Genomic DNA, 25,941 nt, shown 5'->3' on the forward strand with positions numbered 1-25,941 from the left:
GCCAGTTCACAGTTGACCCACCCGTTTGCCACCCCACGTCTCTTTGCGTTCTGGGAGCTTATGTCGACACCGCATCACCGAGTCTGCTTTCTGCTCCAGGTGCGCCCGGAGCGTCTGGACGAATACAAAACCCGCCACCAATCGGTCTGGCCCGACATGCTCGCGGCCCTCTCGGAAACGGGATGGCACAACTACTCCCTCTTCTTGAAGGATGACGGCCTGCTCGTCGGCTACTTTGAAACACCCGATCTGGCAGCGGCGCAGTCCGGCATGGCGAAGACAGAGGTCAACGCCCGCTGGCAAGCCGAGATGGCTTCCTTCTTCGTGGACCTCGAAGGCACGCCCGATCAGGGCTTTTTGCAGTTGAACGAGGTGTTTCACCTTGACTGAGACGCCGACGAGCACACCGCCGCTGCTGACCCTCAGCCATGCCAGCAAAGCCTTCGGCCCGGTGCAGGCGCTCTCGGACGTGAGCATCGAGCTGTTTCCCGGCGAAGCGCACGCCCTGCTCGGCGAGAACGGGGCGGGCAAATCCACCTTCGTCAAGATTCTGGCCGGAGTTCACCGCCGCGACAGTGGCGCACTGCAAGTCGGCGGGCAGGACGCCAATTTCCACTCGCCCGGCGAGGCGACGGCGGCGGGCATCGCCATCATTTATCAGGAACCGACCCTCTTTCCCGACCTCAGCGTGGCTGAGAACGTGCTGATGGGGCGGCAACCGCTGGCAGGTCTGGGCCGGATTGACCGGGCGACCATGCGCCAGCAGGTGGCGAAGATTCTGAGCGAGCTGGGCGTCAACCTCGACCCGGCCCGGCGGGTGCGCGGCCTGAGCATCGCCGATCAGCAACTCGTCGAGATTGCCAAGGCGCTGTCCCTGAACGCCAACATTCTGATCATGGACGAGCCGACGGCGGCGCTGACCTTGTCGGAAACCGAACGCCTGTTCAAGGTGGTCCGAAGCCTGCGGGCACGCGGCGCGGCGGTGCTGTTCATCACCCACCGATTGGAGGAGGTCTTCGCCGAGTGCCAGCGCGTCACCATCATGCGCGACGGAATGTGGGTGTCGAGCGGCCCCATTGCCGAGTACGACACCGATAAAGTCGTGCGGCAGATGGTCGGGCGTGATCTGGGCGAACTGTACCCGCACGGCGAGGCACAGCTCGGCGAGGTGGCACTCTCGGTGCGCGGCCTCACTCAGCCGGGTGTCTTCAGGAACATCAGTTTTGAAGTGCGCCGGGGCGAGATCGTCGGGCTGGCGGGGCTGGTCGGGGCCGGGCGCAGCGAGGTGGCGCGGGCCATCTTCGGCATCGATCCGCGCGAGGCGGGCGAGGTGAAAGTGAACGGGCATGTCCTCACGCCGCTCAGCCCGCAGACGACCATGGCCGCAGGCCTCGGCCTGGTGCCGGAAGACCGCCGCCAGCAAGGACTGGTAATGGACATGAGCATCGAGAGAAATGCCAACCTCGCCATCCTGAACCGGCTTCGCAAGGGCTGGCTGATGGACCGCGCCGCCGAGGCCGACAATGCCCGCCAGTGGACCGAGAAGCTGCGGCTCAAGGCGCACAGTTTGTCCGACCCGGCCAGCAGCTTGTCGGGCGGCAACCAGCAGAAGGTGGTGCTGGCCAAGTGGCTGGCGACGAATCCCAGCGTGCTGATCGTGGACGAGCCGACGCGCGGCATCGACGTGGGCGCGAAGGCCGAGGTGCATCGAACCTTGTCGGAGCTGGCCGCGTCAGGACTGGCGGTGCTGATGATTTCCAGCGATCTGCCGGAAGTGCTGGGTATGGCGGGGCGCATTCTGGTGATGCGTGAGGGCGAACTGGTGGGCGAGGTCAGCCGCGCCCAGGCCAGCGAGGAGGCCGTGATGTACCTGGCGACCGGGCAGCACAAACGCCAGGAGGGAGCGGCATGACCGGACGCGCCGCCCCCACGCTCGCTCCGTCCCAGAACTGGTTTGCTCGGCTCCTGCGGGTGCGTGAGGTCAGTCTGGTGGCGCTGCTGCTGATCGTCACGCTCGGCACGGCGGCCATCAACCCGCTGTTCCTGAGTTTCGGCAGCCTCAAGGACCTGTTTCTCAACGTCGCCATCATCGCTTTGGTGGTCGTGGGCGAGACCATCATCTTGCTGATGAAGCACGTCGATCTGAGCGTCAGCAGCGTGGTGGGCCTCAGCGCTTTCCTCTCCGGCTCGCTGTTCGTGGCCTTTCCGGGGTTGCCACTGCCGCTGGCCTTCGTGTTCGGACTGCTGCTGGGCGCAGTGCTGGGCAGCGTCAACGGCCTGCTGGTCGCCTACGGCAAAGTCCCGGCGCTGGTCGCCACGCTCGGTACACTGTATGTCTTCAGGGGCGTCACCTACGCGGTGGTGCACGGCGGGCAGATCAACGCCTCCAACCTGCCGCCCGCCTTCCTGGGTTTTGCCACCGGCAGCGTGCTGGGCATTCCCAATCTGGTGCTGCTGGTCTTGGTGGTCATGCTCGGCTTCGGCATCTATCTGGGCAACTACCGGGGCGGACGCGAGTACTACGCACTGGGGTCCAACGCGGAGGCGGCGGTGCTGGCGGGCATCAACGTCAAGCGCCGCACCATGATCGGCTTCGCCCTCAGCGGCGCGATTGCCGGGCTGGCCGGGGTGCTGTATCTGGCCCGCTTCGGTACGGTGGACGCCACTGCCGGAACCGGCCTGGAACTTCAGGTCATCGCGGCGGCGGTGGTCGGCGGCGTCAGCATCAACGGCGGCGTGGGCACCCTCTTCGGTGCGGGCGTCGGAGCGCTGCTCCTCGGCGTGATGGGCAGCGCCCTGGTCACGCTGCGGGCACCGGGCTTTTACCAGCAGGCCATTCAGGGCGCACTCCTCTTGGCGGCCATCAGCTTCGACATGCTGGCCTCGCGCAGTGCGGCGCGGCGGGCGGCCAAGGGCAGGCAATCGTGAAGCGGCGCGGTCTGCTCGGCTGGGAACTGAGCGTTATCGTGCTGGTGTTCGTGGCCCTGTTCGGCGGCGCACTTCTCTCACCCGACTTTCTGACCGCCTCGAATCTGTCGTTCCTGACCGCCAATTTCAGCGAGGTCGCTTTGATGTCGCTGACCATGACCCTGATCATTCTGGTGGCCGAGATCGATCTCTCGGTAGCGTCCATCCTGGGACTGTGCAGTGCGGTGCTGGGCGCACTCTTCGCGGCGGGTTGGCCGATGCCGCTGGCAATTCTGGCGGCCTTCGGAGTCGGCGGGCTGGCCGGGCTGTTCAACGGTCTCTTGGTCACCCGGCTGGGGCTGCCCTCGCTGGCCGTCACCATCGGCACGCTGGCGCTCTACCGGGGGCTGGCCTACGTGGTGCTGGGCGACAAGGCCATCGCCGACTTTCCGGCCTTCTATACCAACCTGGGCTTCGGCAGTATCCCCGGCACCCAGATTCCCATACCGATGGCGCTGTTCGCGGTGCTGGCGGTCATCACCGCCATTGTGCTGCACGGCACGGCTTTCGGAAGAAGCCTCTACGCCATCGGGGCCAACGAGATCGCCGCCCGTTTCGCCGGACTCCAGGTCACGCGGGTCAAGCTGAGCCTGTTCGTCCTCTCGGGCCTGATGTCGGCGCTGGCCGGAACGGTTTACACCTTCCGCTTTGCCAGTGCGCGGGCCGACAACGCTTCGGGCTTCGAACTCAGCGTCATCGCGGCGGTGCTGCTCGGCGGGGTCAGCATCTTCGGCGGCAAGGGCAGCGTCGTGGGCACGGTGGCCGCCGTCTTTCTGATCGGCATCATCAACGGCGCACTGACCATCGTGGACGTGTCCAACGAGATTCTGACCATCGTGACGGGCCTGCTGCTGATCTTCTCGGTGCTGCTGCCCAACCTGCTCGCCCGGGTGCGCTCGGCCCGTGAGCGCCGGGCCAGGGGGAGAGCCGTGAGCTAGCGCCAGGCGGCCTGACCGCACCCTGATTCAACCTACTTTTGCCCCTTACCCGGCTCCCAACACGCCCTGGAGGAAGTATGAACAAGCGCCTTACCGTGTCCGCCCTGACCCTCAGCCTCGGCCTGCTCAGCGCCGTAGGCCTGGCCCAGACCGGCAGCCTCAAGAAGAATCTCAAGATCGCCTTTCTGCCCAAGATCATCAACATTCCCTACTTCACCACCACCGACAACGGTGGCCTGGCGGCCATCAAGGAGTTCGGCGGCGTCGGCAAGGCGGTGGGGCCGTCGGACGGCGGGGCCAGCTCGCAGGTCAGCTACATCAACACCCTGATCGCCCAGCGCCAGGACGCCATCGTGCTGGCCGCCAACGACGCCAACGCGCTGGTGCCCTCCCTCAAGCGGGCCATGGCCCAGGGCATCAAGGTCGTCACCTTCGATTCGGACGTCGCGCCAGACGGACGCAACATCTTCATCAACCAGGCCAAGAGTGACGGCATCGCCAAGGGGCAGATCGAGCTGATGTCCAAGCTGATGGGCGGCAAGGGCGAGTTCGCTATTCTCTCGGCCACGCCCAACGCCACCAACCAGAACGCCTGGATCGCCATCATGCAGGATGAACTCAAGAAGCCCGCCTACAAGGACATGAAGCTGGTCAAGATCGCCTACGGCAACGACGAGGATCAGAAGTCCTTCACCGAGATGCAGGGCCTCCTCCAGGCCTACCCCAACCTCAAGGGTGTGATCTCGCCGACCACCGTGGGCGTGGCGGCGGCGGCACGCTACCTCTCTACCAGCCCCAAGAAAGGCAAGGTCATGCTGACCGGCCTGGGCACCCCCAACCAGATGCGCTCGTTTGTCAAGGACGGCACCGTGACGGCCTTCCAACTCTGGAACCCCGGCGATCTGGGCTACCTGGCCGCCTACGCCGCCGGGTCGCTCGCCAGCGGCATGATCACCGGCAAAGAGGGCGAGACCTTCACGGCGGGCAAGCTCGGCAAGTACACCGTCGGCAAGAACGGCGAAGTGGTGCTGGGACCGCCCACCACCTTCGACAAGAGCAACATCGACAAGTTCAATTTCTGATCTCTCTTTTCAGATTCATGTGTTCCGGAGGTTTTATGAAACAGCGCACCCTGCTCCTGTCCGCCCTGGCCCTCGGCCTCAGCACGCTGGCCCTGGCCCAGACCCCCGCCCTCAAGAAAGGCCTCAAGATCACCCTGCTGCCCAAGAACATCAACAACCCCTACAACGTCATCGAGACCAAGGGCGGCCTGGACGCGGCCAAGGAGATCGGGGCCAGCGCCAAGGTGGTGGGCCCCTCCGACGCGGGCGCGAGTTCTCAGGTCAGCTACATCAACACCGCCATCGCCCAGCGCCAGGACGCCCTGATTCTGGCGGCCAACGACGCCAACGCCCTGATTCCCTACCTCAAGCGGGCCATGCAGAGCGGCATGAAAGTCGTTACGATGGACTCCGACACCACTCCCGAGGGCCGCACCCTCTTTATCAACCAGGCCAACTCGGAAGGCATTGGCCGCGCCCAGGTGCAACTGCTCGGCAAGCTGATCAACTACAAGGGCGACATCGCCGTTCTGTCGGCCACGCCCAACGCCACCAACCAGAACACCTGGATCAAGTGGATGCAGGAAGAACTCAAGCTGCCCAAGTACAAGGACATGAAGCTGGTCAAGATTGCTTACGGCAACGACGACGACCAGAAGTCCTTCACCGAGATGCAGGGCCTGATTCAGGCCTACCCGAACCTCAAGGGCGTCATCTCGCCGACGACGGTGGGCATCTCGGCGGGCGCGCGTTACCTCTCGACCAGCGCGCAAAAGGGCAAGGTCATGCTGACTGGCCTGGGCACCCCCAACCAGATGCGCTCGTTTGTCAAGGACGGCACCGTTTCGGCCTTTCAGCTGTGGAACCCCGGCGACGTGGGCTACCTCGCCACCTATGCGGCGGCGGCACTGGCCAGCGGCCAGATCACCGGCAAGCAGGGCGAGACGTTCACGGCGGGCAAACTCGGCAAGTACACCGTCGGCAAGAACGGCGAGATCGTGCTGGGGCCGCCCTACACCTTCGACAAGGCCAACATCGACAAGTTCGATTTCTGAGGCCCGTGGGCAGTGGGGCGTGGGAAAAAGCGCACCGCACACCTGACCCAGCCCTGCCTTTTGAACCGCCAACGCTCCCCACCGGGCGAAGGCGGTTTTGCTTTCCGACGTTCCTTTGCTCTCTGCGGCGGCCGCCGTATGCCCGCCTGCCCTCTCCCGCTGTGTTCATAGGCCACAAGCAGCGATGACAAGGAGTCTCATGCCCCCCACCTATCCGCTCAAGGTCGGCCTCTTCGGCATCGGTCTGGAAGCCTACTGGCCGCAGTTCGAAGGATTAGAAGACCGGCTCAGGGGTTACGTCTCGCAGGTGGCCGACCACCTCACGCGCCCCGGCGTGGAAGTGGTCAACCTCGGCCTGATCGACTCGCCCGAAAAAGCGCTGGCCGCTGGTCACACTTTCCGGCAGGGCGACGTGGACCTTCTGTTTCTATACGTCACGACCTACGCGCTCTCTTCCACCGTGCTGCCGGTGCTCCGGCGGGCGGGCGTGCCGGTGATCATTCTCAATCTGCAACCCACGGCGGCCATCGACTATGCCCGCTTCAACGCGCTGGGCGACCGCACGAAAATGACCGGCGAGTGGCTGGCTTACTGCTCGGCCTGCCCGGTGCCGGAAATCGCCAACGTGCTGACCCGCGCCGGGCTGCCCTTTTTTCAGGTGACCGGCGTACTGGAAGGCGACGCGCACGTCTGGAGCGAGGTGGACGGCTGGCTGGCGGCGGCGCGCGTGGCGCACATCATGGCCCACACCCGCCTGGGGCTGATGGGCCGCTACTACAACGGCATGCTCGACATCTACTCGGACCCCACCTTGCAGGCCATTACCTTCGGCACCCACCTGGAAATGGTGGAACTCGACGAACTCGCGGTCCTGCGGCGGAACGTGAGCGAGGCTGAGGCGGGCGAGCGGGTGGCCCTGTTCCAGCATGAATTTGAGATTCAACCGGACTGCGACCCGGCCGAACTGATTCGCGCTGCCCGGACCAGTGTGGCGCTCGACCGCCTGGTGGAACGCCACGACCTCGGTTCGCTGGCCTACTTCGCCGAGTCGGTGCCGGGCCACGAGAACGAGGACGTGATCAGCTCGGTGATTCTGGGCTGCTCGCTGCTGACCGCGCGCGGCATTCCGGTGGCCGGAGAGTTTGAAATCAAGAATGTCCAGGCCATGAAGATCATGGACGCCCTCGGCGCGGGCGGTTCGTTCACCGAGTACTACGCGCTGGACTTCAACGATGACGTGGTGCTGATGGGGCACGACGGACCCGGCCACATCGGTATCGCCCAGGGCAAGACCCGGGTGCGCCCGCTGGAGGTGTATCACGGCAAGGTCGGGCGCGGCCTGAGCGTGGAGATGTCGGTGCAGCGCGGCCCGGTGACGCTGCTGTCGGTGGTGGAGAGCGGCAGCCGCCTCAAACTCCTGGTGGCTGAGGGCGAGAGCATGGCGGGACCGATTCTGGAAATCGGCAACACCAACAGCCGCTACCGCTTCTCCGTGGGCGCGCGGCGCTTCGTGGAAGCCTGGAACACCCAGGGACCCGCCCACCACTGCGCGGTCGGGGTGGGGCATCTGGCCGGGCAACTGCACAAGCTCGGCGCACTGCTGGGGCTGGAGGTGGTGCAGGTGTGCTGAGCGGCTGCGGCCTGGAGAACCCTGTAGAACAGCGCCCCCCGCGTGTTAGATTTCGGCCATGACCTCCAAGATGAAAAGTGCGCTGATTACCGGCGGCAGCAAGGGCATCGGCTACGCCACCGCCGAGGCGCTGGTGCAGGAAGGCTACCGCGTCACCATCACCAGCCGTGACCAAACTGAGATCGAGGCGGCGGCCCAGAAGCTCGGCGAGGGCACGCGCGGCGTGGTGTGCGATGTGCGCGACCTCGCCAGCGTCGAGCAGGTCACCAAAGCCCACGCCGAGGCGTTCGGTGGGCTGGACGTGCTGTTCGTCAATGCCGGGGTGGGCCACTTCGCTCCGATTCAGGACCTCAGCGCCGAGGACTGGCAGGCCGTTATCGATACCAATCTGACCGGTGCCTTCTTCACGGTCAAGGCGGCCATTCCCTACCTCAAGGAGTCGCACGGCTACGTAATCACCCTCTCGAGCCTGGCGGGCAAAAATCCTTTCGCGGGCGGCGGAGCCTATAACGCTTCCAAATTCGGTCTCAACGGTCTGTCGGAAGTGATGATGCTCGACCTACGCCCCCTGAACATTAAGGTCACCCAGATCATGCCCGGCTCGGTGGCGACCCATTTCGGCGGTCACACCCCTTCCGAACAGGATGCCTGGAAAATTCAGCCCGAAGACATCGCCCAGATCGTGATGGACCTGGTGAAAATGCCCGCCCGCACGCTGCCCAGCCGCGTCGAGGTGCGCCCCGCCCAGCCGCCACGCAAGTAAAACCCGCTCCACTGCTCCTCTCTGCGCGCTCCGGCCCACCTTGCGGCCAGGAGCGCGGCTTTTTGGGCTTCCAGACGGCCCCGGCAGCTTTTTCGCGGCTGTCAGAAAATTGAAAGCGCGAACATGATCTGATGCCCACGTCGCGCCCCCTTCCGCTCTCTTTCACCAGATGCAGGAGTGGCCCTTCCACATGAACATTCGTGAGGAAATGGTAAAATCAACGCAACTCCTGGAGGCAGCATGTCGAGTTTTCTACAACGGCTCATCAATCCAAAACCGGTGGCCATCGGGGTCGAGATCGGGACGAGTTCCATCAAAGTGGTGGTTCTCAAGCCCGGTTCGCCCCCGGTGTTGCAACACGCGGTCATGACTCCGACCCCGATTGGCAGCATGCGCGACGGCCTGGTGATCGAGCCGCAGGCTGTCGCCAGCGAACTCAAGCGCTTGCTCGCGCAGCACCGCATCACCACCAAGCACGTCGTGACGGCGGTGCCCAACCAGCAGGCCGTGACCCGCAACATCATGGTGCCGCGCATGGACCCCAAGGAACTCAAAGAAGCCATCAAGTGGGAGGCCGAGCGCTACATCCCCTACCCGATCGACGAGGTGAGTCTTGACTTCGATGTGCTGGGCGACATTCCCGGTGCCAGCGACGACGGCCAGATGGAAGTGGTGATCGCGGCGGCTCCCACCGAGGCAATTGCCCGGCAGGTGGAAGTCCTGCGGCTGGCGGGCCTGGAACCCACCGTCATCGACCTCAAGTCGTTTTGCACCCTGCGCGCCCTACGCGGCAACCTGCTTGGCGAGCACCTCACCAAGAGCACCCTCACCGGCACCAACTACACCGAGGGCGGCGAGGTGGCGCTGGTCATGGAAATCGGCGCGAGCAGCAGTGTCATCAGTCTGGTGCGCGGCGATAGGGTCCTGATGGCCCGCAACATCAACGTGGCCGCCGACGATTTCACCACCGCCCTGCAGAAAGCCTTCGACCTCGATTTCGCTTCGGCCGAGGAGGTCAAGATCGGCTATGCCACCGCCACCACCCCGACCGAGGATGAGGAAGACCTGCTCAACTTCGACAATGCCAGAGAGCAGTACAGCCCGGCGCGCGTCTTCGAGGTGGTGCGCCCGGTGCTGGGCGAACTGATCACCGAGGTGCGGCGCTCAATGGAGTTCTACCGGGTGCAGTCGGGCGACATCGTCATCGACCGGACCTTCCTGGCCGGGGGCGGAGCCAAGCTGCGCGGCCTGGCCGCCGCCATCAGCGACGCGCTGGGCTTCCGGGTGGAGGTCGCCAGCCCCTGGCTGACCGTGCAGACCGACCAGGCCAGCGTGGACACCGGCTACCTCCAGACCAACGCACCGGAATTCACCGTGCCGCTGGGCCTGGCCCTCCGGGGGGTGAATTCGCGTGGTTGAGATCAACCTCCTTCCGCCGCAGTACCGCCGCCGCACCGAACCCAACGTCTGGATGTACGCTTCAGCTGCCGCTGCGGCTGTGACCCTGCTGGCGATCGCCATTCCCGAGATCGTGGTGGGCACCCAGGTCGGCAACCTGCAAAACAAGCTCGATGACCAGAACGGCCAGATCAGCGCCTTGCAGTCATCAGTGGCTCCGGAGTACCGCAGCCTGACCGCCGACAAGACCCGGCTCACCGCCATCAGCCAGACGGCCCAGAGCCTGAGCACTGGCAAAACCTACTGGTCGACTGATCTGGCGCGCTTCGTGGCGCAGCTGCCCCAGGCCGGCGGCGTGGCGCTCAGTAGCCTCAGCATGCACCAGACGGCCAACGGCGCAGCCAGTCTCTACAACGGCAAGCCCGCCGACAAGGAATACGACCTGAGCGGCACCGCACTGAGCACCAGCGCCCTGGTCAACTTCCTCAACGCCTACGACCAGGACAACTACGGCGTGAACTTCAAGAACACCCAGCGCAACGCGGACACCAGCGACTTCGCCTTCTCGGCCACCGTGGGGCAGCTCTCCGGCACGCCCGTGAGCGCAGCGGCCACCACTGCGCCCGCGGCAGCCCCCGGCAGCGCCGCGCCTGCCGCGCCCAGCGCCACTCCGGCAAACGGAGTCAAACAATGAACGCGCAATTGCCCAAACTCAAGCCCCGCGACGTGTTCTTTATCGTCCTGGGTCTGTGCCTGTTGGTGCTGGTGCTCTGGTACTTCACACGGTTTCAGGCCCGCCAGCAAAACATCCAGGAGCTGCAGAGCAACCTCGACACCAGCAGCACCCAGCTCAGCGACCTGCAAACCAAGCAAAGCCAGTTGCCGGGCCTGCGCGCCGATGTGCGGGCGCTCGAAGACAAGCAGGATGTGTTCGTGCGGGCGCTGCCCAGCACCGTGCGGATGGGGCAGGTCATCCGCGACATTCAGGACAGCGTGGGCGCAGCGGGCGGCAAGCTCGACGGTGTGACCGTGCAGGGCGGCACCGAAACCAACCTGCCGCCGGGCGTGCAGGCGGTCAACCTCAACGTCAGCTTGCAGGGCCAGTTCGCGCCGATCTTTCGCACCCTGCGCTCGGTGGAAACGATGGGCCGCTTCTCCAAGGTCACCAGCGTCAACATGACCCTGCCTGCGCCCAACGCCACGGATCCGCTGCTCAACGGCGTGGTCAACATGACGGTCTACACCTTTGACCCCTCGGCGGCCCAGCCCGCTCCAGCCAATCCGGCTTCCGGTACGACACCGGGCACACCTGCGCCCGCCGCCCCCGCCGCGCCGACCACCGGAGGCAAATCGTGAAAGCTCCCCTCAAGCTCTCGCCGGAAATGCGGATTTTGCTGACGGTGCTGGTGCTGGTGGCCCTGGTGGGCGGCTGGTACACCTGGAACACCGGACGCGAAGCGGGCGCGCAGGCCCAGGCCGTCGAGACCCAGAGCAGCCCGGTACAGACCAATCCAGCCCAGACCAAAGCACCCCAGGTCGGCAGCAGCGCCCAGGCCAGCCAGCCCAGCACCACTTCGGCCAGCACCGGTCCGAAGACGTCAGGGTCGGCCACGGGTTCCCCGAGCACTGCACCGCAGACGCCCACCGCCCGCGCCCCGCTGTCCGGCACGCTCACCCAGGCTCCGAACAACGCCGCACCCAGCCAGGCCAGCCCCACCCAGACCAGCTCGGACGCTCCCGGCACGGCCGTGACCAGCGGCGTGACGCCTGCGCGCACCAGTGCCGTGCTGGTCATTCCGCCGCTGAGCAGCGGGGACACCACCCCGGCAACCAACGGTTCGGGCACGCCTGCGGCCCCCGGCAGCCCTTCAGTGGTCACCGATGTTCCCGGCAGCGAGACCAATGCGGAAGTGCAGCGTCCTCCGGTGGGCATCAACCCGGACGAGCCGCTGGCCGCCGTGCCGGTGGTCAATCCCTTCAGCCCACTGACGGTGGTGCCTGACGCCAACTCGGCCGCCACCCCTGCCGCGCCGGTCGCCGCGACCCCGTCCACGCCTGCCGCGACGCCCACCGCCGAGATCACGCCGCCGGTGCGGACTGCCGGGGTGCTGCCCAGTGCGCCCATCGTGGTGGCCGACAGCGCGTCCCGACCCAGCGGCAACAGCAGTGCGGCCAGCGCAGACAACGCGCCCAGCAGTGGCCCGCGCATCAGCGGCATTCTGCCGCCGCCCAACATCCAGAGTGGCGCGCCCACGGCAGACCAAGCTCAGGCAGCACGAGCACAAGCAGCACAGGCAAAGGCAGATCAGCAGCAAGCTGCGCAGCAGGAACTGGCCCAGCGCCAGGCCACTCAGCAGGCCGCGCAGCAAGCCGCACAGCAGGAATTGGCCCAGCGCCAGGCCGCACAGCAAGCCGCCGCCGAACAAGCCCAGCAGGCCAAACAGCAAGCGGCCCAGCAACAGGCCGCCGCCGAGCAGGCCGCCGCTCAGGCCAAACGCGACGCCGCGCAGCAGGCCGCTGCCCAGCAGCAGGCCCAGAAACAAGCGCAACTCGAAGCCCGGCAGGCCCAGGCTGCCCAGCTCAAAGCTGAGCAGGCCCAGGCCAAGGCACTGCGCGAGCAGCAGGCCGCCGCCGCCAAGCTCGCCGCCGCCCAGAAATCGGAAGCCGACAAGGCCGCCAGAGCACAGGCCGTCGCCGACGCCAAGGCCAAGCTCGCCGCTGCCCAGCAAGCCAAGCGCGAGGCCGATCTGCAGGCTGCCCAGGCGCGCGCTCAGGCCCAGGCAAGCATCAGTGTGCCGGGCGTAAGCGGGCTGCCGGGCCTGTCCACCGATACCAGCCCGCTCAGCGGCGCGGCGGGCAGCGCCAGCACCCCCGGCACCAATCCGGCCACCCCCGGCGTGATCACCCAGCTCGACAACGCCGCTCCCGTCGCCGCTGCGCCCGCCGCGCCCAGCGCCCCGACTTCCCTGGAGCGCTATGTCCAGGAGCGCAACCTGAGCTTCAGTTCAGCCGTGCTGGGGCCGCTCAACACCGCCGTCTTCAGAACCGACCGGGGCTTCGTGGTCGTCTCGGTGGGCCAGAACATTCCCGATACCAACATCATTGTGCGCGAAGTGAGCGCTTCAAGCGCCACGCTGGCCCTCGACAACACCACCAAAATCCTCCAACTCGACAAAAGGTGAGCCATGAAGAACCGTAGCCTGATCCTGCTTTTGACCCTCGCGCTCAGCGCGGCCAGCGCCCAGAGCGCCTCGACCGGAAGCGCCGTCAGCACCGACGCGCGGTTGTCGAAGGCCACCGTCACCTTCAAGATCGTGCGCGACGGCACCGGCTTGATGGCCCTGCTCACGGCCATCGCCAAGTCGGCGGGCTACGAACTGATTCTCGACCCGGCCCTCGACAGCTTGATCACCCCCGGCGTCGGGAGCGGCTCGGGCACCGTCAGCAGCGACACCGCCACCCCCCAGGCCCCCCAGCCCGGCGCGTCCTCGACCCTGCTCACCTACGATTTTGTCGGCAAACCGTTCAATCAGGTCTGGCCCTTTTTGATGGACGTCTACGGACTGAACTACGAGGTCGTCAAGCTCGGCTCCAGCGAAGTGCTGCGGGTCGGCAAGAACCCGATCCAGCGCATTTTGCTGCTGCCCAAGACGCTCGACGCCGCGAAAGTCGAGGAGCGCGTGAAGCTGGCCTTCGGCACGCGCCAGACCACCGCTCAGTCGCAGGGCACGGCCACCAACACCGCCAATCAGACCAATTCGGCCCCGACCACCACGACCGTCAGCGACATCGTGCTCGACTCGCCCACCCTCAAGATCGTCGGCGAACCCACGTCCAACAGCCTGATCGTGCGCGGCAACAATCAGGAAGTGGCGCAGGTCGAGGCACTGGTCAACCAGATCATCGCCTCTCAGCCGCCGGAACTGGCAAAAGCGGTCGTGCCAGTCAGCCCGGTCATTCAGTTCATCTACAACGTCAAAGGCGCGCAGGCCGACGCTGCTGGGGTCATTGCCGCCCAGTATCCGGCCATCACCGTCACATCCGTTGGGCAGACCGGGCAACTGGTACTGAGCGGTCAGAAGAATCAGATTGACGCTGCGCTGGCCCTGCTGGCACAGGTAGATAAGCCGGTGCCGGTACCGGTATCGGTGCAGGCTGCGGCGGACGTGCAGCAGATCTACACCGTCAAGGGTGTGCAGGCTGATGTCTCCGCGCTGCTCACTGCGCAGTTTCCAGCACTCAAGGTGACGCCCGTCGGGCAGACGGGCCAACTGGTGCTGAGCGGTCAGAAAAGCCAGCTCGACACCGCCCTGGCGCTGCTCAGCCAGGTCGATAAAGCGCCCTCGGTGCAGGCCAACCCAGACGTGCGCCAGCAGGTCTACGCCGTCAAGGGTGACCAGAAAGACATCGCCGCACTGCTGACCGTCCAGTTCCCCGCCCTTAAGGTGACGCCCGTGGGCACCACCGGCCAGCTGGTGCTCAACGGCACCCAGGATCAGCTCGACGCCGCCACCGCCCTGCTCGGCAGCGTGGATAAAGCCGTGGCGAGTGGCCCTGCCGTGCAGCAGAAGGTCTTCCAGTTGGTCAACGCCAGCGCAGAGGAGCTGAAGGCAGTCCTGGACAACGCCCTGCAAACCGCGTTGACAGCCTCTGCTACCGATGTCAGCAGCTTGCCCAATGTCCCGGTCAATGCAGTGGATGCCAACGGCAATTCGACAGTTGTTTCAGTACCCAACGCGGCAGCCAACGCTCAACCCACAGCCACCAAACCCGCGACCACTCCCCAGAATCCCAACGCCGCCACCATCATTGCCGACAAGCGGACCAACACCCTGATCGTGCGCGGTACAGCAGCGCAGGTCGAACAGGTTGCGGCCCTCATCCCCAGCCTCGATCAAGTGGTGCCGCAGATCAACGTGCAGGTCCGCATTCAGGAGATCACCGAGGACGCCGCCCGCACCCTGGGCCTTAACTGGAAGGTAGGCTTCGGCGGCTTCAATATCAGCTCTGGGGCAACCGGTCTGGCCGCCTCGTTCGACCCCACCCGCGCCCTGGTCGGCGGCTTCAACTTGCTGCCAACCCTGAATGCCCTGGAGACCCAGACCCAGACCAAGCGCATCTACGACGGCTCGATTACCATGCAGAGCGGTCAGCGCTCGCTGGGCACGGTAGGGGGAGGTGGCACCACCAACGCCTCCAGCACAGCGGCGGCCAGCATCAAGAGCGGCGGGCGACTGGAACTCAACATTCCCTCGGCCAGCGGCAACATCACCAAGCAGATCGACTACGGTATCAATCTCGATTTCTTCGATCCGCAGGTCGCCCCAGACGGCACCATCACCCTGCGGGTACGTGGCCAGATCAATCAGCCCAAAACCGCCATCACCGGCGCCTCGCTGCCCAATATTCTCGACTTCTCCAACAGCGAGGCGCAGAGCATCGTGACGTTCAAGTCGGGTCAGACCCTGCTGCTCAGCGGACTGCTCGGCACCAACGAAACCTCGACTAACCGGGGCGTTCCCTTCCTGTCGAGTCTGCCGGTCGTCGGTGCCGCTTTCGGACAGAAGGAAACCATCAAGACCCAGAGCCAGTTGATGGTCGTCATCACAGGCACCGTCATCAAATAACTTCCCCCTTACCTCCTCTCAGACCCAGCCGCTTTAGTGCGCTGGGTCTGTTTTTGCGGTCCGCCGCGTCTGCCCCTTCCTCGTCTGCTCAGCGCCCGCAAACGCCTGCCCGGCCCCTGCTACAGTCAGGGCATGAGGTTTTTGACCGCCGGAGAATCGCACGGACCGCAACTAACGGCCATCATCGAGGGTCTGCCCTCCCAACTGCCGCTTACCAAGGCCGACATCGACCCGATGCTCAGAAAGCGCCAGGGCGGCTACGGACGCGGGAGGCGGATGGTGATCGAGACCGACGAGGTCCAGCTGATGAGCGGCGTGCGGGCCGGACGCACCACCGGAGCACCTGTGACGCTGGTCATCGAAAATAAAGACCACCGCAACTGGACCGAGATCATGTCGCCCGAAGTTGGCAACGAGCCGCGCAAGAAGGCGCTGACCGAGGCCCGGCCCGGCCACGCTGACCTGACCGGCGGCATCAAGTACCGCCACAAGGACCTGCGCGACGTGCTGGAACGCGCCTCGGCCCGCGAGACGACGGCGCGGGTGGCGGTGGGCGCAGTGGCCCTCAAACTGCTCTCGGAACTGGGCATCGAGGGCGTAAGCTACGTGACCCATCTGGGCGGCTTTGACGCGGGCGGTGACTTCGGCTGGGACCGGTTGGCGGAGATCGAGGCCTCTGACCTGCGGGTGCTCGACAAAACCGCTGAGGAGCAGATGCGCGGGCGGATTGACCAGGCCAAGAAGGACGGCGATACCCTCGGCGGCATCGTCGAGATCCGCTTCCGGGGCCTGCCGCCGGGGCTGGGCAGCTACGTGCACTGGGACCGCAAGCTCGACGGACGCATCGCCGCCGCCGTGATGGGTACCCAGGCCATCAAGGGTGTGGAGATCGGCACCGGCTTTGCCAACGCCCGCGTGCCGGGCTCGAAGGTTCACGATGCGGTGTATTTGGGCGAGGGCGGCCACGGCTACCGCCGCGAAACCAACGGCGCGGGCGGCCTGGAAGCGGGCATGACCAACGGCGAAGATTTGATCGTGCGGGCGGCCATGAAGCCGATCGCCACCCTGATGAAATCGCTGCCCACCGTCGACGTGGTAAGCCATCAACCTGCCGACGCCGCCAAGGAGCGCTCGGACACCTCCGCCGTGCCCGCTGCCGGAATCGTGCTGCATGCGGTGATCGGCTGGGTGCTGGCCGACGCGGTGCTGGAGAAGTTCGGCGGCGACACCCTGCCGGAATTGCGAGAACGCCTGGAGGCGGCGCGGGCCTACGCGCAGCAGTACTGATGATCGCCTGGGCGCGGCTGGACGGGTGCGGGAGGTGAGCCTGTGGTCCGAGGCAGCGCTGGAGGCGGGCCTGCTGGCCCACCTCCAGGACGTGCCGCAGGCCGGGCCAGCCGGCCTCCCCCCGCACCCAGACGGTGAGAAGGCTCTGGGTCTGGGCGCGGCGCAATCGTCTAGACTGCAACGTATGAATCCGCCCAGCCTGATTGACCGCCCCGTGAGCTGGTTGGCGCTCGCGGGCTTTATGGGCACGGGCAAGAGCCGCATCGGCTGGGAACTCTCACGCGAACTCTCGCTGCATTTCGTGGACACCGACAAACTGATTTCCAAGGTGGTGGGCAAGACCATTCCCGAGGTGTTCGCCGAACGCGGCGAGGGCTTTTTCCGCGCCTGCGAATCGGAAGTGGTGCGCCGCGTGACCCGGCTGGAGCACGCCGTCGTCAGTCTGGGCGGCGGCACCTTCGTTCACGAGAGTAACCGCCGCGAACTGCTGCGCCGAGGCCCGGTGGTGGTTCTGACCGCCACACCCGAAACCGTGTACGCCCGCACCAAGCACAGTGACCGCCCGCTGCTGCACGTGCCCGATCCCCTGACCCGCATCGCCGAGCTGATGCTGGAGCGCGAGGGCGCGTACCAGCAGGGCACCATTCACGTTCATAGCGACGGGCGGCCTTCCGAGGAGATCGTGGCCGAGATCGTGGAGCGGCTGTGGGAGTGGCAGGAAACCCAGCAGGTCGCCCGCCAGGACGCCGACGACGAGCGCGAGGCCCTGGAACTGATGGAGGTGGAGCGTGCCTGCGACTGACCAGGTGCGGAGCATCGAGGTCGGCGGCGCGCAATCCTACAGCGTGGAGGTCGGCTCCGGTCTGCTCCCCCGCCTCAGCGTGCCGCACAAGCAGGTGGCTCTGATCTATCCAGCGGACTTGCCTGCGCAGTTCGTTGAGCAGGTGCAGGCCGCTCTCTCCCCCATCGTGATGGTCGAAGTGCCCGCCCGCGACGGCTGCAAGACCCTCGCTGTCCTCTCCGGCGTGCTGTCCAGACTGGCCCAGGCCAACCTGACCCGTGCGTGCGCGGTGGTAGGCCTGGGCGGTGGGGCCGTCACCGATCTGGCCGGTTTTGCGGCGGCGAGTTACCTGCGCGGGGTGGCGTATTACTCGGTGCCCACCACCCTGCTGGGCATGGTGGACGCGGCGGTGGGCGGCAAAACCGGCGTGAATTTGCCGGAAGGCAAGAATCTGGTCGGCGCATTCTGGCCACCCCGGCAGGTCTGGGCCGACGTGGACACCCTGGCGACCCTGCCGCCCGCCACCTTCCGCGAGGGTGCCGCCGAGGCCTACAAGCACGGCCTGATTGCCGATCCCAGCTTGCTGGCGCGGGTGCTCTCGCCCGACTTCGCGCCAGGCCAGACCAGTTTGCTGCACACCATCGCCGACGCCATCGCCGTCAAAGCCGGGGTCGTCACCCGCGACCTGACCGAGCAGGGCGAGCGTGCCCACCTCAACTTCGGGCACACGTTGGCGCACGCGCTGGAAGCCGTAACCCATCAGGCCGCGACGCACGGCGAGGCAGTGGGCTACGGCATGCACTACGCCGCACTGCTGTCACGCGAGATGGGCGGCCAGGATTTGGCGCCGCACACCCTGGCCTTTCTGAAGTACCAGCAACCCAAAGCCTTGCCCACACTGAGTTTTGAAGACGTCTGGCCCTACATGGCCCGCGACAAGAAGGCCGACGCCGAGGGGGTACGCTTCGTGCTGCTGCATGATCTGGCGCGGCCCTACTTGGCGCGGGTGCCTTCAACGGTGCTGAGAGGTGCGTTTGAAGCCTGGGTGGAGGACGTCAGGTCAAGCGCTTAATTCGTTTCACTCCTCCACCCTGCAACGCCACGGCTTCCCGCCCCCTCAAAGGTGAGGCGCTCAACAGCGAGGTATCCCCATGCTACTCGTCCTCAACGGTCCCAACCTCAACCGCCTGGGCAAGCGTGAACCGGGTGTCTACGGCACTCTCACCCTGGAAGAACTCGAACGGCAGTGCGAGCTGTGGGGCAGCGAGCTGAGCACTACCGTCACCTGCCGCCAGAGCAATTTCGAGGGCCAGCTGCTGGAATGGATTCAAGACGCCGAGGAGCACGGTTTTACCGGCATCGTGATCAACCCCGGTGCGCTGACCCATTACAGCTACGCTCTGCGCGACGCCATCGCCGGGCAGAACGTGCCGGTGGTGGAAGTGCATATCAGCAACGTGGACGCCCGCGAGGAGTTTCGCCACAAGTCCGTCACAGCCGCCGTCTGCAAGGGCAAGATCAGCGGCCTGGGCTTTGCTGGCTACCGCTTTGCCATGGAATTTCTGATCGAGGAGGTGGGCCAGTGAGCTGGGAGCCGTATGCTGCCCTGCCAAGCAGCACCGTGACCGGCACCCTGCTTCGGTGGGAGGGCGTCGGCGACGCCAACCACGCGCCGCGCACCATCCTGGCCTGGTTGCCACCCTCCTACGCCTCGCAACCGGACAAGCACTACCCGGTGGTGTATCTCCACGACGGTCAGAACGTCTTCGACACGGCCACCAGCTACAACCTCAGCGAGTGGGGGGCCGACGAGACGCTCACCGCACTGGCGGCGGAGGGCCTGGAAGCCATCGCCGTCGCCATTCCCAACGCCAACGAGCGGCGCTACCACGAGTACAGCCCGGTGCGCCACCCCGGCTTTCCGCCGGAAGTCCAGGGCGGTGGGGGCGGCGACGCCTACCTCGACTTCCTGACCGATACCGTCAAGCCACTGGCCGACAATCATCTGCGGACCCTGCCGGACGCGGCCCACACGGTGCTGCTCGGCTCCAGCATGGGCGGGCTGATCAGTCTGCACGCGCTCTTGACTCGTCCAAAGGTGTTCGGCAATGCTGGCGTGATGAGTCCGGCATTCTGGGCCTGTGCGGGCGAGGCGTTCGAGCGGGTGCGCAGCAGTCCAGCCATTGCGGGCAAGGTCTGGCTCGACATCGGCGGCAAGGAAGGCACCGATCACCCGGAGCAGGAGCAGGCCTACTGGGACGACGCCCACGCCATGCGCGATCTGCTGCTGGCAAAGGGCATGGGCGAACGCCTGCGCTTTCAGGCCGACCCGGAAGGCATTCACCGCGAGACGGCCTGGAAGGTGCGGCTGCCGGAAGCACTGCGCTTCTTGCTGGGCGGGATGGACTCCGATTGAACCGGTTCATCTGACAGGTGGGATCCGACGAACCGAACTAGAGAACCATCCGGCGCGTTCCCGGCAATTAGGCCAATCCGTCTGACACCCTAGACTGCGGGCATGTCGCCCGCCGCCCTGTCTTCCAGCGAGCTGTTCGGCGTCTTCATGGTGCTGATCTCGGCGCTCTCTTACCTCAACAGCTGGTTCTGGAAGCTCTCGCCCACCATCGCCATGCTGATCAGCGGCCTGGTCATCGCGGGCGGCGTGGCGCTGGCCGACTCGCTCGGCTGGCCCACCGCCGGGCGCATCCGGGCGCTGGTGGAGTCGATTCCCTTCGGCACGCTGGTCTTCGACTGGCTGCTGAGCTTCCTGCTGTTTTCCAGCGCCCTGCAAATCGACGTGAAACTGCTGTTTCGCAAGCGCCTGGCCGTCATCGCCATGACCCTGATCACCACCCTGATTACCATGCTGCTGCTGGGTGCGGGCTTTTACGGACTGCTGCACTGGGCCGGGCTGCCCATCACCTGGCCGCTGGCGCTGCTGTTCGGGGCCATCATCGCGCCCACCGACCCGGTGGCGGTGCTGCCGATGTTGCAGGCCGCCCGCGTGCCCAAGACCACCGAAACCCTGATTGCCGGGGAGAGTCTGTTCAACGACGGCGTGGGCGTGGTGGCCTTTACGGTGCTGGTGGCCGCCGCCCTGCCCGCCGCCGGGGAAGCGGCGCAGACCGTCACCGCGCTCAGCACCGCGTTGCTGTTTTTGCGCGAGATGCTCGGCGGGCTGCTGGCGGGAGCATGCCTGGGATTGGTGGCGATGGTGCTGATCCGCAACGTGCCGCGCGACGAGAACACCCGACTGACCATCACGCTGGCGATGGTGGTGGGCGGCAACGCCCTGGCCCAGTGGCTGGGCATCAGCGCTCCGGTCACGGTGGCGGCCAGCGGGCTGATGCTCTCGGCGCTGCTGCAACTGTGGCGGCGGCGGTGATCGGGCTGAGCCTGCTGGCCCGGGCGCTGGGCGTGTGGCTGCCGGTGACGCTGCTCGACAAGCGCGAGCACTTCCCGCCCTATACCCGCCGGGTGATGATCTGGGCGGGCCTGCGCGGCGGCGTGACCCTGGCGCTGGCCTTCAATCTGCCCGACAATCCACTGCGCGGCACTTTTCTGGTGCTCAGCTACGCGGTGGTGGTGTTCAGCATGCTAATGCAGGGGCTGACGCTGCCAGGACTGGCCGGCAGGCTCAATGCGGCGGCCCAGGCTGCCGACGCGCCGTGAACTGGGCCACGCCTGACCTAGACTGGCCGCACCACCCACCGGAGGAAGATGCATGACCCTGTACGCCGCCAAGCCCGCGTTCCAGAAACTGCTGCGCCCGCTGGCCTACCGACTGGCCGACTCAGGGATCAGCGCCAACACCGTGACGCTGGGTGCCATGTTCCTATCGGTGGTGCTGGGCGCGGGTCTGGCGCTCAATATCACGCACGGAGGGCGCTGGGTATTCTTCTTGCTGCCCCTGTTTTTGCTCATTCGGATGGCCCTCAACGCCATCGACGGCCTGATCGCCCGCGAGAAAGGGCAGGTGAGCCGCCTGGGGGCGTACCTCAACGAACTCGGCGACGTGGTGTCCGATTCGGCGCTGTATCTGCCGTTCACGCTGCTGCCGTTCGGCTGGCCCGCCGCCGTGCTAGTGACCCTCAGCGCCGCTGGCGAGCTGGCCGGAGCGCTGGGGCCGTCCAATGGAGCCAGCCGCCGCTACGACGGGCCGCTGGGCAAGAGTGACCGCGCTCTGTGGCTGAGCGTGCTGGCGCTGCTGCTCGGCTTCGGCCTCGCGCCGGGTCGGTGGCTGACCGGGGTGCTGCTGGTGCTGTGTGCCCTGGCGGCGCTGACCATCGCCAACCGGGTTCGGCGCGCCCTCAGGGAAGCGGCGTGAGCGCCATGCTGGACACCTTGCGCGGCGGTGTGGGCGCGGTGCTGGGCTTCATTCTGCTGCTCTTGATCGTCGCCACCTTCATCTCGGAAGTCGTGCCGAGGCTGCGGGGCCGGTCAGGCAGCCCTGAGCTGATCTCGCGGGTGCGGGCCTGGTGGGTCATGGCCGGGCTGTTCGTGCTGGCGGTGCTGGTGGGCAAACGGGTGGGCATCGCCTTCGTGATGCTGCTGTCATATCTGGCCCTCAAGGAATATCTCAGCCTGGTGCCGCAGCGCAGCGCCGACCGCAAGGTGCTGCTGTGGGTGTACCTGGCGATTCCGCTGCAGTACCTGTGGGTCTTCACCGGGCGCTACGGCATGTTCATCATCACCCTCCCGGTGTACCTGTTCTTGCTGCTCCCCTTCCGGCTGATGCTCACCGGCATCACCCAAAACTTTCTGCGGGCCAGTTCGACGCTGCATTGGGGCCTGATGCTGACGGTGTTCTGCCTGGGCCACCTGGCCTACCTGCTGGTCTTGCCGCCCCTGCATCCAGCGGGTGGGGTGGGCCTGCTGCTCTACGTGGTGCTGGTGACGCAGTTCAACGATGTGGCGCAGTATGTCAGCGGCAAGAGTTTCGGCAAGCGCAAGATCGTGCCGCAGGTGAGCCCCGGCAAAACCTGGGAGGGCTTTCTGGGTGGGCTGGTGGCCACCGCCGTGCTGGCAGTGCTGATCGCGCCCATCATCACGCCGCTGAACCGCTGGGAAGCGCTGATTCTGGGCCTGCTACTGCCCGCCGTCGGCTTTATCGGGGACGTGACCATGAGTGCGGTCAAGCGCGATCTGGGCGTCAAGGACGCGTCCAGCCTCATTCCCGGTCACGGCGGCATTCTGGACCGGGTCGACAGCTTGATGTTCACGGCCCCGGTGTTCTTCCACTTCATCTACTACTTCGTCTACGGGCCGTACCGCTGATGCCCGACGCCGCCGACCCAGCTGGTCTGCCAACCTGGGTGCGCCCGCTGTTTTTCGCGGCGATCGTTCGGCCCGCGCTGCTGATCGGCTTCGGCCTGGGGATGCGCCACCGCGAACGCCTGCCGCAGACGGGTCCGGCCATCGTGGTCGCCAACCACAACAGTCACCTCGACACCCTGCTCCTGCTCTCGCTGTTCCGGCTCTCGACGCTAGGGCGGGTGCGGCCCGCCGCCGCTGCCGACTATTTCGGTAAGGCGGGCGTGGTGCGCTGGGTCACCCAGCATCTCATCGGGGCCATCCTGATCGAGCGCCACCACGAGGGAGGCCGCCGCGCCGACCCGCTCGCGCCGCTGAGCGCTGCCCTGGAGCGCGGCGAGATCGTGCTGCTGTTTCCCGAGGGCACGCGCGGCCAGCCGGAAGTGCGCGAGGCCTTCAAGACCGGGCTGGCCCACCTGGCCCGCCGCCACGCGGGCGTGCCGGTGATTCCGGTGGCGCTGCGGGGGCTGGGCCACGCGCTACCAAAGGGCGAGTGGATTCCGGTGCCGCTGAACTTGTACGCGGCGGTGGGCGAGGCAGTGCAAGCCGATCCGAGAAACAAGCCCGCCTTCACGGCAGCGGTGGAGGCCGCCATCGACAAGCTCGACGCCGAACTGCCGACCTCCGTTTGGGATTAGCCGTCCCACACGCCACCGGGACGAAAGTCCCAAGCTCCCTTCACCTTCTCCTCAATTGCTGACATTCTGTCAGTTGGTAGCATCAGCCATGACTCCAACCTACGAAGAGCTGGCCCGTCCACTGCACCTCGTCAGCCCCAAGCGTTGGTATTACGGCGCAGTGCGCCGCGTCATGAAGCTGGCGAGTCCGCTGAGCCGGGGCCTGAGCATCGGCTTTCAGCACGGCTTCGACTCGGGCGTGATGCTGGAGCACGTCTACCAGAACATCCCCACCGGCACGGGGCCACTCGGCAAGCTGATCGACCGCATCTACCTCAATGCGCCAGGCTGGACTGGTATCCGGGCACGCGGCGGGCTGGTCAAGGACGCGCTGCGGGCGGCGTTGCGCGAACAGGCCCCAGCAGCGGGCGGCACGCTGCGCCTGCTTGACGTGGCCTGCGGCGGCGGAAGATACGACCTGGAAGTCTTGGAGGAGTTTCAGGCGAGCCGCCCTGACGTGACGGTACAAGCGACTCTGCGCGACTACGCCCAGGTGAACGTGGACAGCGCCCAGGCCTTGGGCCAGCAGCTCGGGGTGCGTGGCGTAACGTACCAGCGGGCCGACGCCTTCAGCGACGCGGATTCGCAGCGAGCAACCGAAGGCGGCCTGATGGACATCGCCGTCGTGTCGGGCTTGCACGAGATTCTGGCCGACGACGAACTGATTCATCAGCACTTCAGGCAACTGAGCGGGGTGCTCAAACTCGGCGGCACGCTGATCTACACCTTGCAGCCGACCCACCCGCAGGTGGAGTTCACCGCCCGCACATTGCCGTCCAACACCGGAGATATGTGGGTGATGCGCCTGAGAAGCGCCGAACTGATCGAGGGCTGGGCCAGCGAGGGCGGCTTTACGACCAGAGCAAAGTGGATGGAGCCGCAGGGCATTTTCGGAGTGGTGCTGGCGAGGAAGGCGGCTTGAGTCCCGTTCAAACTGGAAGCTTGAACTCATGGCGTACGTCTCCAAAAGTGTTTTCGAGCGCTGCCTTCTTCCAGCCCACGTCTTGACTTGAGTGCACCTTGTTCGCGGCCTAGAGGAACTGTGGGCGGTGATGGGCAGCACGACCCGAACCAGGCTCCAGAAGCACGGGGGCTCTGGCTCTGCTAGCATCAGCTTGTCTGGTAGGCTCCCCGGCGCGATTGCATCACTGATTGACCGGAATTCTTAGCAAAAGCTGCTCGAAAAATTATCGCTCGATATCCGGCAGCTTCTATGCCGCAGCCAGCGGGCCTGAATGGCTGAGAATGAGTACCTCGATCCTGAAGTTCCTCAGTGACCGCTAGCGCGAATGCCTCAGTGGAGGCGGTGAGGTCCGCCAACTCAGCTGAGCAACACAGCGGGAGTCCGCTACTCTCCCGTCCATTTCCCCGCATTGAGCGCCGCTTCGGTCCTGTTTTTGACCTGCATCTTGGACAGCACACTCTTAACATGGTTCTTGACGGTGCTCTCGCTGATCCCGAGGCCCCGGGCAATCTGCTTGTTGCTCAGGCCTTTTGCCAGCAGACGCAGCGTTTCCAGTTCCCGGGGGCTAAGGTGCTCCAGTTCCTGCTGGCGGGTGGTCAGCAGGTGCAGATACTTGCTGACCACGATCGGCTGAATGAATACCTCGCCCGCCGCCACCCGACGCACCACGTCGAAGAGTTCCTGGGACCGCACATCTTTGAGCAAGTACCCTTTGTCCCTGGCGCGAATTCCGTCCAGCACATAGTTCTCAGTGTCGAAGGTGGTCAGGATCAGCACCCGGCTTGCCGAGCCGAGTTCGTGCAGCCGGGCGGTGGTCTTGACGCCGTCCAGCTCCGGCATCTGAATATCCATCAGCACCACGTCGGGGTTGAGGCGCTCGACCAGGCCCAGGGCTTCCAGGCCGTTGCCCGCTTCACCGATCACTTCGAAGTCGTCGTCGGTTTCAAAGAGGGAGCGCAGGCCGAAGCGCATCAGCGGCTGATCGTCAACGATGGCGAGGGTGATGGTCATAGGGAAGCCGCCTTTGGAGAGGTCAGGGCGCGGGGCAAGCGGGCCACGTGGCCCTGGGCGTGATCTTCGGGGGGCTGGCCAGCAGCGCTTCTCAGGTCTTTCGTCAGGGCAACAAGGTGATGGTCAAGTCGGGCTGGCTTTACGCCTCGATCTGGGTGGCCGCGACGGGTCTGCGGGTGGCCTTTGCCGAACTAGCGACGTACAACCCGGCTGTTCAGGCCTGGATCGTGAACTTCAGCATTCACAACCAGATCACCGGGCCGGAAGCCTGGCGAGCAGGGTTCGTGCTGATGGCGCTGGTGATGGTCATGACCCGCATCACGCTGGTGACCGTTCGTGGCCAGCTGATTCAGCCCGCCACCCAGCCTCAGCTGGCCTGAGACCGTCGGTCCATTCAACATAGCGGATGCAGGGAAAGGAGACCCGAGCCTTTCCCCCACACCTTTTACCAACGGCTCGGAGCAGTGGC

Annotated in this window: 26 protein-coding genes; 25 read left to right on the plus strand and 1 reads right to left on the minus strand. The window is 65.7% G+C overall.

All coding sequences use genetic code 11. The annotated features are described in order from the left end of the window. Positions 1-60 precede the first annotated feature (60 nt). From GUI70_RS01310 to GUI70_RS01420, 24 genes are all read left to right on the plus strand, one after another. Positions 61-390 (plus strand): L-rhamnose mutarotase, encoded by a 330-nt coding sequence (locus GUI70_RS01310; RefSeq protein WP_161880460.1) that lies wholly within the window; start codon positions 61-63, stop codon positions 388-390. Beyond that, on the plus strand, positions 383-1,912 hold the full coding sequence (locus GUI70_RS01315; RefSeq protein WP_237724624.1) for a sugar ABC transporter ATP-binding protein: 1,530 nt from the start codon (positions 383-385) through the stop codon (positions 1,910-1,912). Before GUI70_RS01310 ends, GUI70_RS01315 begins: the two co-directional genes overlap by 8 nt. Next, on the plus strand, positions 1,909-2,928 hold the full coding sequence (locus GUI70_RS01320) for an ABC transporter permease (RefSeq protein ID WP_161880461.1): 1,020 nt from the start codon (positions 1,909-1,911) through the stop codon (positions 2,926-2,928). Before GUI70_RS01315 ends, GUI70_RS01320 begins: the two co-directional genes overlap by 4 nt. After that, positions 2,925-3,905, plus strand: coding sequence for an ABC transporter permease (locus GUI70_RS01325; RefSeq protein ID WP_237724625.1), 981 nt, complete (start codon positions 2,925-2,927; stop codon positions 3,903-3,905). The genes GUI70_RS01320 and GUI70_RS01325 overlap by 4 nt, the downstream gene beginning before the upstream one ends. Positions 3,906-3,982: 77 nt before the next feature. Continuing rightward, entirely contained in the window at positions 3,983-4,987 is a 1,005-nt protein-coding gene (gene rhaS / locus GUI70_RS01330; protein ID WP_161880462.1) for a rhamnose ABC transporter substrate-binding protein, read from the plus strand. A 35-nt stretch (positions 4,988-5,022) separates the two neighbouring features. Continuing rightward, entirely contained in the window at positions 5,023-6,021 is a 999-nt protein-coding gene (gene rhaS, locus GUI70_RS01335) for a rhamnose ABC transporter substrate-binding protein (protein ID WP_161880463.1), read from the plus strand. Positions 6,022-6,220: 199 nt separating this feature from the next. Beyond that, entirely contained in the window at positions 6,221-7,651 is a 1,431-nt protein-coding gene (locus tag GUI70_RS01340) for an arabinose isomerase (protein ID WP_161880464.1), read from the plus strand. Between the two features lie 58 nt (positions 7,652-7,709). After that, positions 7,710-8,414 (plus strand): SDR family oxidoreductase, encoded by a 705-nt coding sequence (locus GUI70_RS01345; protein WP_237724626.1) that lies wholly within the window; start codon positions 7,710-7,712, stop codon positions 8,412-8,414. A gap of 240 nt (positions 8,415-8,654) precedes the next feature. Further along, positions 8,655-9,833 (plus strand): type IV pilus assembly protein PilM, encoded by a 1,179-nt coding sequence (gene pilM, locus GUI70_RS01350; protein WP_161880465.1) that lies wholly within the window; start codon positions 8,655-8,657, stop codon positions 9,831-9,833. Next, positions 9,826-10,506, plus strand: a complete 681-nt coding sequence (locus GUI70_RS01355) for a fimbrial assembly protein (RefSeq protein ID WP_161880466.1) — start codon at positions 9,826-9,828, stop codon at positions 10,504-10,506. Before pilM ends, GUI70_RS01355 begins: the two co-directional genes overlap by 8 nt. Next, positions 10,503-11,168 (plus strand): GspMb/PilO family protein, encoded by a 666-nt coding sequence (locus GUI70_RS01360; RefSeq protein WP_161880467.1) that lies wholly within the window; start codon positions 10,503-10,505, stop codon positions 11,166-11,168. The genes GUI70_RS01355 and GUI70_RS01360 overlap by 4 nt, the downstream gene beginning before the upstream one ends. Beyond that, a complete protein-coding gene (locus tag GUI70_RS01365; protein ID WP_161880468.1) occupies positions 11,165-12,994 on the plus strand; it encodes a hypothetical protein in 1,830 nt (609 codons plus the stop codon). Before GUI70_RS01360 ends, GUI70_RS01365 begins: the two co-directional genes overlap by 4 nt. A gap of 3 nt (positions 12,995-12,997) precedes the next feature. Further along, positions 12,998-15,439 carry a type II secretion system protein GspD gene (locus GUI70_RS01370; protein WP_237724627.1) on the plus strand — a complete coding sequence of 814 codons (2,442 nt, stop codon included), beginning with the start codon at positions 12,998-13,000 and terminating at the stop codon, positions 15,437-15,439. A gap of 132 nt (positions 15,440-15,571) precedes the next feature. Continuing rightward, positions 15,572-16,726: a chorismate synthase gene (gene aroC / locus GUI70_RS01375; RefSeq protein ID WP_161880469.1), complete on the plus strand. Its 1,155-nt coding sequence runs from the start codon at positions 15,572-15,574 to the stop codon at positions 16,724-16,726. Positions 16,727-16,760: 34 nt separating this feature from the next. Next, positions 16,761-17,528 (plus strand): shikimate kinase, encoded by a 768-nt coding sequence (locus tag GUI70_RS01380; RefSeq protein ID WP_438503450.1) that lies wholly within the window; start codon positions 16,761-16,763, stop codon positions 17,526-17,528. 4 nt (positions 17,529-17,532) lie between these two features. Beyond that, positions 17,533-18,579, plus strand: a complete 1,047-nt coding sequence (aroB, locus tag GUI70_RS01385; protein WP_161880576.1) for a 3-dehydroquinate synthase — start codon at positions 17,533-17,535, stop codon at positions 18,577-18,579. A 79-nt stretch (positions 18,580-18,658) separates the two neighbouring features. Next, entirely contained in the window at positions 18,659-19,093 is a 435-nt protein-coding gene (aroQ, locus tag GUI70_RS01390; protein ID WP_161880470.1) for a type II 3-dehydroquinate dehydratase, read from the plus strand. Further along, a complete protein-coding gene (locus tag GUI70_RS01395) occupies positions 19,090-19,923 on the plus strand; it encodes an alpha/beta hydrolase (RefSeq protein ID WP_161880471.1) in 834 nt (277 codons plus the stop codon). Before aroQ ends, GUI70_RS01395 begins: the two co-directional genes overlap by 4 nt. Positions 19,924-20,025: 102 nt before the next feature. Beyond that, complete coding sequence (locus GUI70_RS01400) at positions 20,026-20,892, plus strand: cation:proton antiporter domain-containing protein (RefSeq protein ID WP_272952761.1); 867 nt, start codon at positions 20,026-20,028, stop codon at positions 20,890-20,892. Further along, positions 20,877-21,179: a cation:proton antiporter domain-containing protein gene (locus GUI70_RS24920; protein ID WP_272952762.1), complete on the plus strand. Its 303-nt coding sequence runs from the start codon at positions 20,877-20,879 to the stop codon at positions 21,177-21,179. Before GUI70_RS01400 ends, GUI70_RS24920 begins: the two co-directional genes overlap by 16 nt. A 52-nt stretch (positions 21,180-21,231) precedes the next feature. Continuing rightward, positions 21,232-21,834: a CDP-alcohol phosphatidyltransferase family protein gene (locus GUI70_RS01405; protein ID WP_161880472.1), complete on the plus strand. Its 603-nt coding sequence runs from the start codon at positions 21,232-21,234 to the stop codon at positions 21,832-21,834. A gap of 5 nt (positions 21,835-21,839) precedes the next feature. Further along, entirely contained in the window at positions 21,840-22,784 is a 945-nt protein-coding gene (locus tag GUI70_RS01410) for a phosphatidate cytidylyltransferase (RefSeq protein ID WP_161880577.1), read from the plus strand. Beyond that, positions 22,784-23,458 carry a lysophospholipid acyltransferase family protein gene (locus GUI70_RS01415; RefSeq protein ID WP_161880473.1) on the plus strand — a complete coding sequence of 225 codons (675 nt, stop codon included), beginning with the start codon at positions 22,784-22,786 and terminating at the stop codon, positions 23,456-23,458. The genes GUI70_RS01410 and GUI70_RS01415 overlap by 1 nt, the downstream gene beginning before the upstream one ends. A gap of 88 nt (positions 23,459-23,546) precedes the next feature. After that, complete coding sequence (locus GUI70_RS01420) at positions 23,547-24,419, plus strand: class I SAM-dependent methyltransferase family protein (protein WP_161880474.1); 873 nt, start codon at positions 23,547-23,549, stop codon at positions 24,417-24,419. A gap of 426 nt (positions 24,420-24,845) precedes the next feature. Here the strand turns inward: GUI70_RS01420 and GUI70_RS01425 are convergent, their stop codons facing one another. Then, the gene (locus GUI70_RS01425) at positions 24,846-25,472 is read right to left on the minus strand and encodes a response regulator (protein ID WP_161880475.1); all 627 of its coding nucleotides are present in this window, start codon (positions 25,470-25,472) and stop codon (positions 24,846-24,848) included. Between the two features lie 47 nt (positions 25,473-25,519). Between GUI70_RS01425 and GUI70_RS01430 the strand changes: the two genes are divergently transcribed. Beyond that, positions 25,520-25,852 carry a hypothetical protein gene (locus GUI70_RS01430; protein ID WP_161880476.1) on the plus strand — a complete coding sequence of 111 codons (333 nt, stop codon included), beginning with the start codon at positions 25,520-25,522 and terminating at the stop codon, positions 25,850-25,852. Positions 25,853-25,941: the final 89 nt, after the last annotated feature.

Origin of the sequence: Deinococcus alpinitundrae (assembly GCF_009982895.1) — a bacterium.
Taxonomy (GTDB): Bacteria; Deinococcota; Deinococci; order Deinococcales; family Deinococcaceae; genus Deinococcus; species Deinococcus alpinitundrae.

Coding starts and splice junctions, on each gene's coding strand:
- GUI70_RS01310 (WP_161880460.1), top strand. CDS start 61: ATGTCGACACCGCATCACCGAGTCTGCTTTCTGCTCCAGGTGCGCCCG.
- GUI70_RS01320 (WP_161880461.1), top strand. CDS start 1,909: ATGACCGGACGCGCCGCCCCCACGCTCGCTCCGTCCCAGAACTGGTTT.
- rhaS (WP_161880462.1), top strand. CDS start 3,983: ATGAACAAGCGCCTTACCGTGTCCGCCCTGACCCTCAGCCTCGGCCTG.
- rhaS (WP_161880463.1), top strand. CDS start 5,023: ATGAAACAGCGCACCCTGCTCCTGTCCGCCCTGGCCCTCGGCCTCAGC.
- GUI70_RS01340 (WP_161880464.1), top strand. CDS start 6,221: ATGCCCCCCACCTATCCGCTCAAGGTCGGCCTCTTCGGCATCGGTCTG.
- GUI70_RS01345 (WP_237724626.1), top strand. CDS start 7,710: ATGACCTCCAAGATGAAAAGTGCGCTGATTACCGGCGGCAGCAAGGGC.
- pilM (WP_161880465.1), top strand. CDS start 8,655: ATGTCGAGTTTTCTACAACGGCTCATCAATCCAAAACCGGTGGCCATC.
- GUI70_RS01360 (WP_161880467.1), top strand. CDS start 10,503: ATGAACGCGCAATTGCCCAAACTCAAGCCCCGCGACGTGTTCTTTATC.
- GUI70_RS01370 (WP_237724627.1), top strand. CDS start 12,998: ATGAAGAACCGTAGCCTGATCCTGCTTTTGACCCTCGCGCTCAGCGCG.
- aroC (WP_161880469.1), top strand. CDS start 15,572: ATGAGGTTTTTGACCGCCGGAGAATCGCACGGACCGCAACTAACGGCC.
- aroQ (WP_161880470.1), top strand. CDS start 18,659: ATGCTACTCGTCCTCAACGGTCCCAACCTCAACCGCCTGGGCAAGCGT.
- GUI70_RS01400 (WP_272952761.1), top strand. CDS start 20,026: ATGTCGCCCGCCGCCCTGTCTTCCAGCGAGCTGTTCGGCGTCTTCATG.
- GUI70_RS01405 (WP_161880472.1), top strand. CDS start 21,232: ATGACCCTGTACGCCGCCAAGCCCGCGTTCCAGAAACTGCTGCGCCCG.
- GUI70_RS01410 (WP_161880577.1), top strand. CDS start 21,840: ATGCTGGACACCTTGCGCGGCGGTGTGGGCGCGGTGCTGGGCTTCATT.
- GUI70_RS01415 (WP_161880473.1), top strand. CDS start 22,784: ATGCCCGACGCCGCCGACCCAGCTGGTCTGCCAACCTGGGTGCGCCCG.
- GUI70_RS01420 (WP_161880474.1), top strand. CDS start 23,547: ATGACTCCAACCTACGAAGAGCTGGCCCGTCCACTGCACCTCGTCAGC.
- GUI70_RS01425 (WP_161880475.1), bottom strand. CDS start 25,472: ATGACCATCACCCTCGCCATCGTTGACGATCAGCCGCTGATGCGCTTC.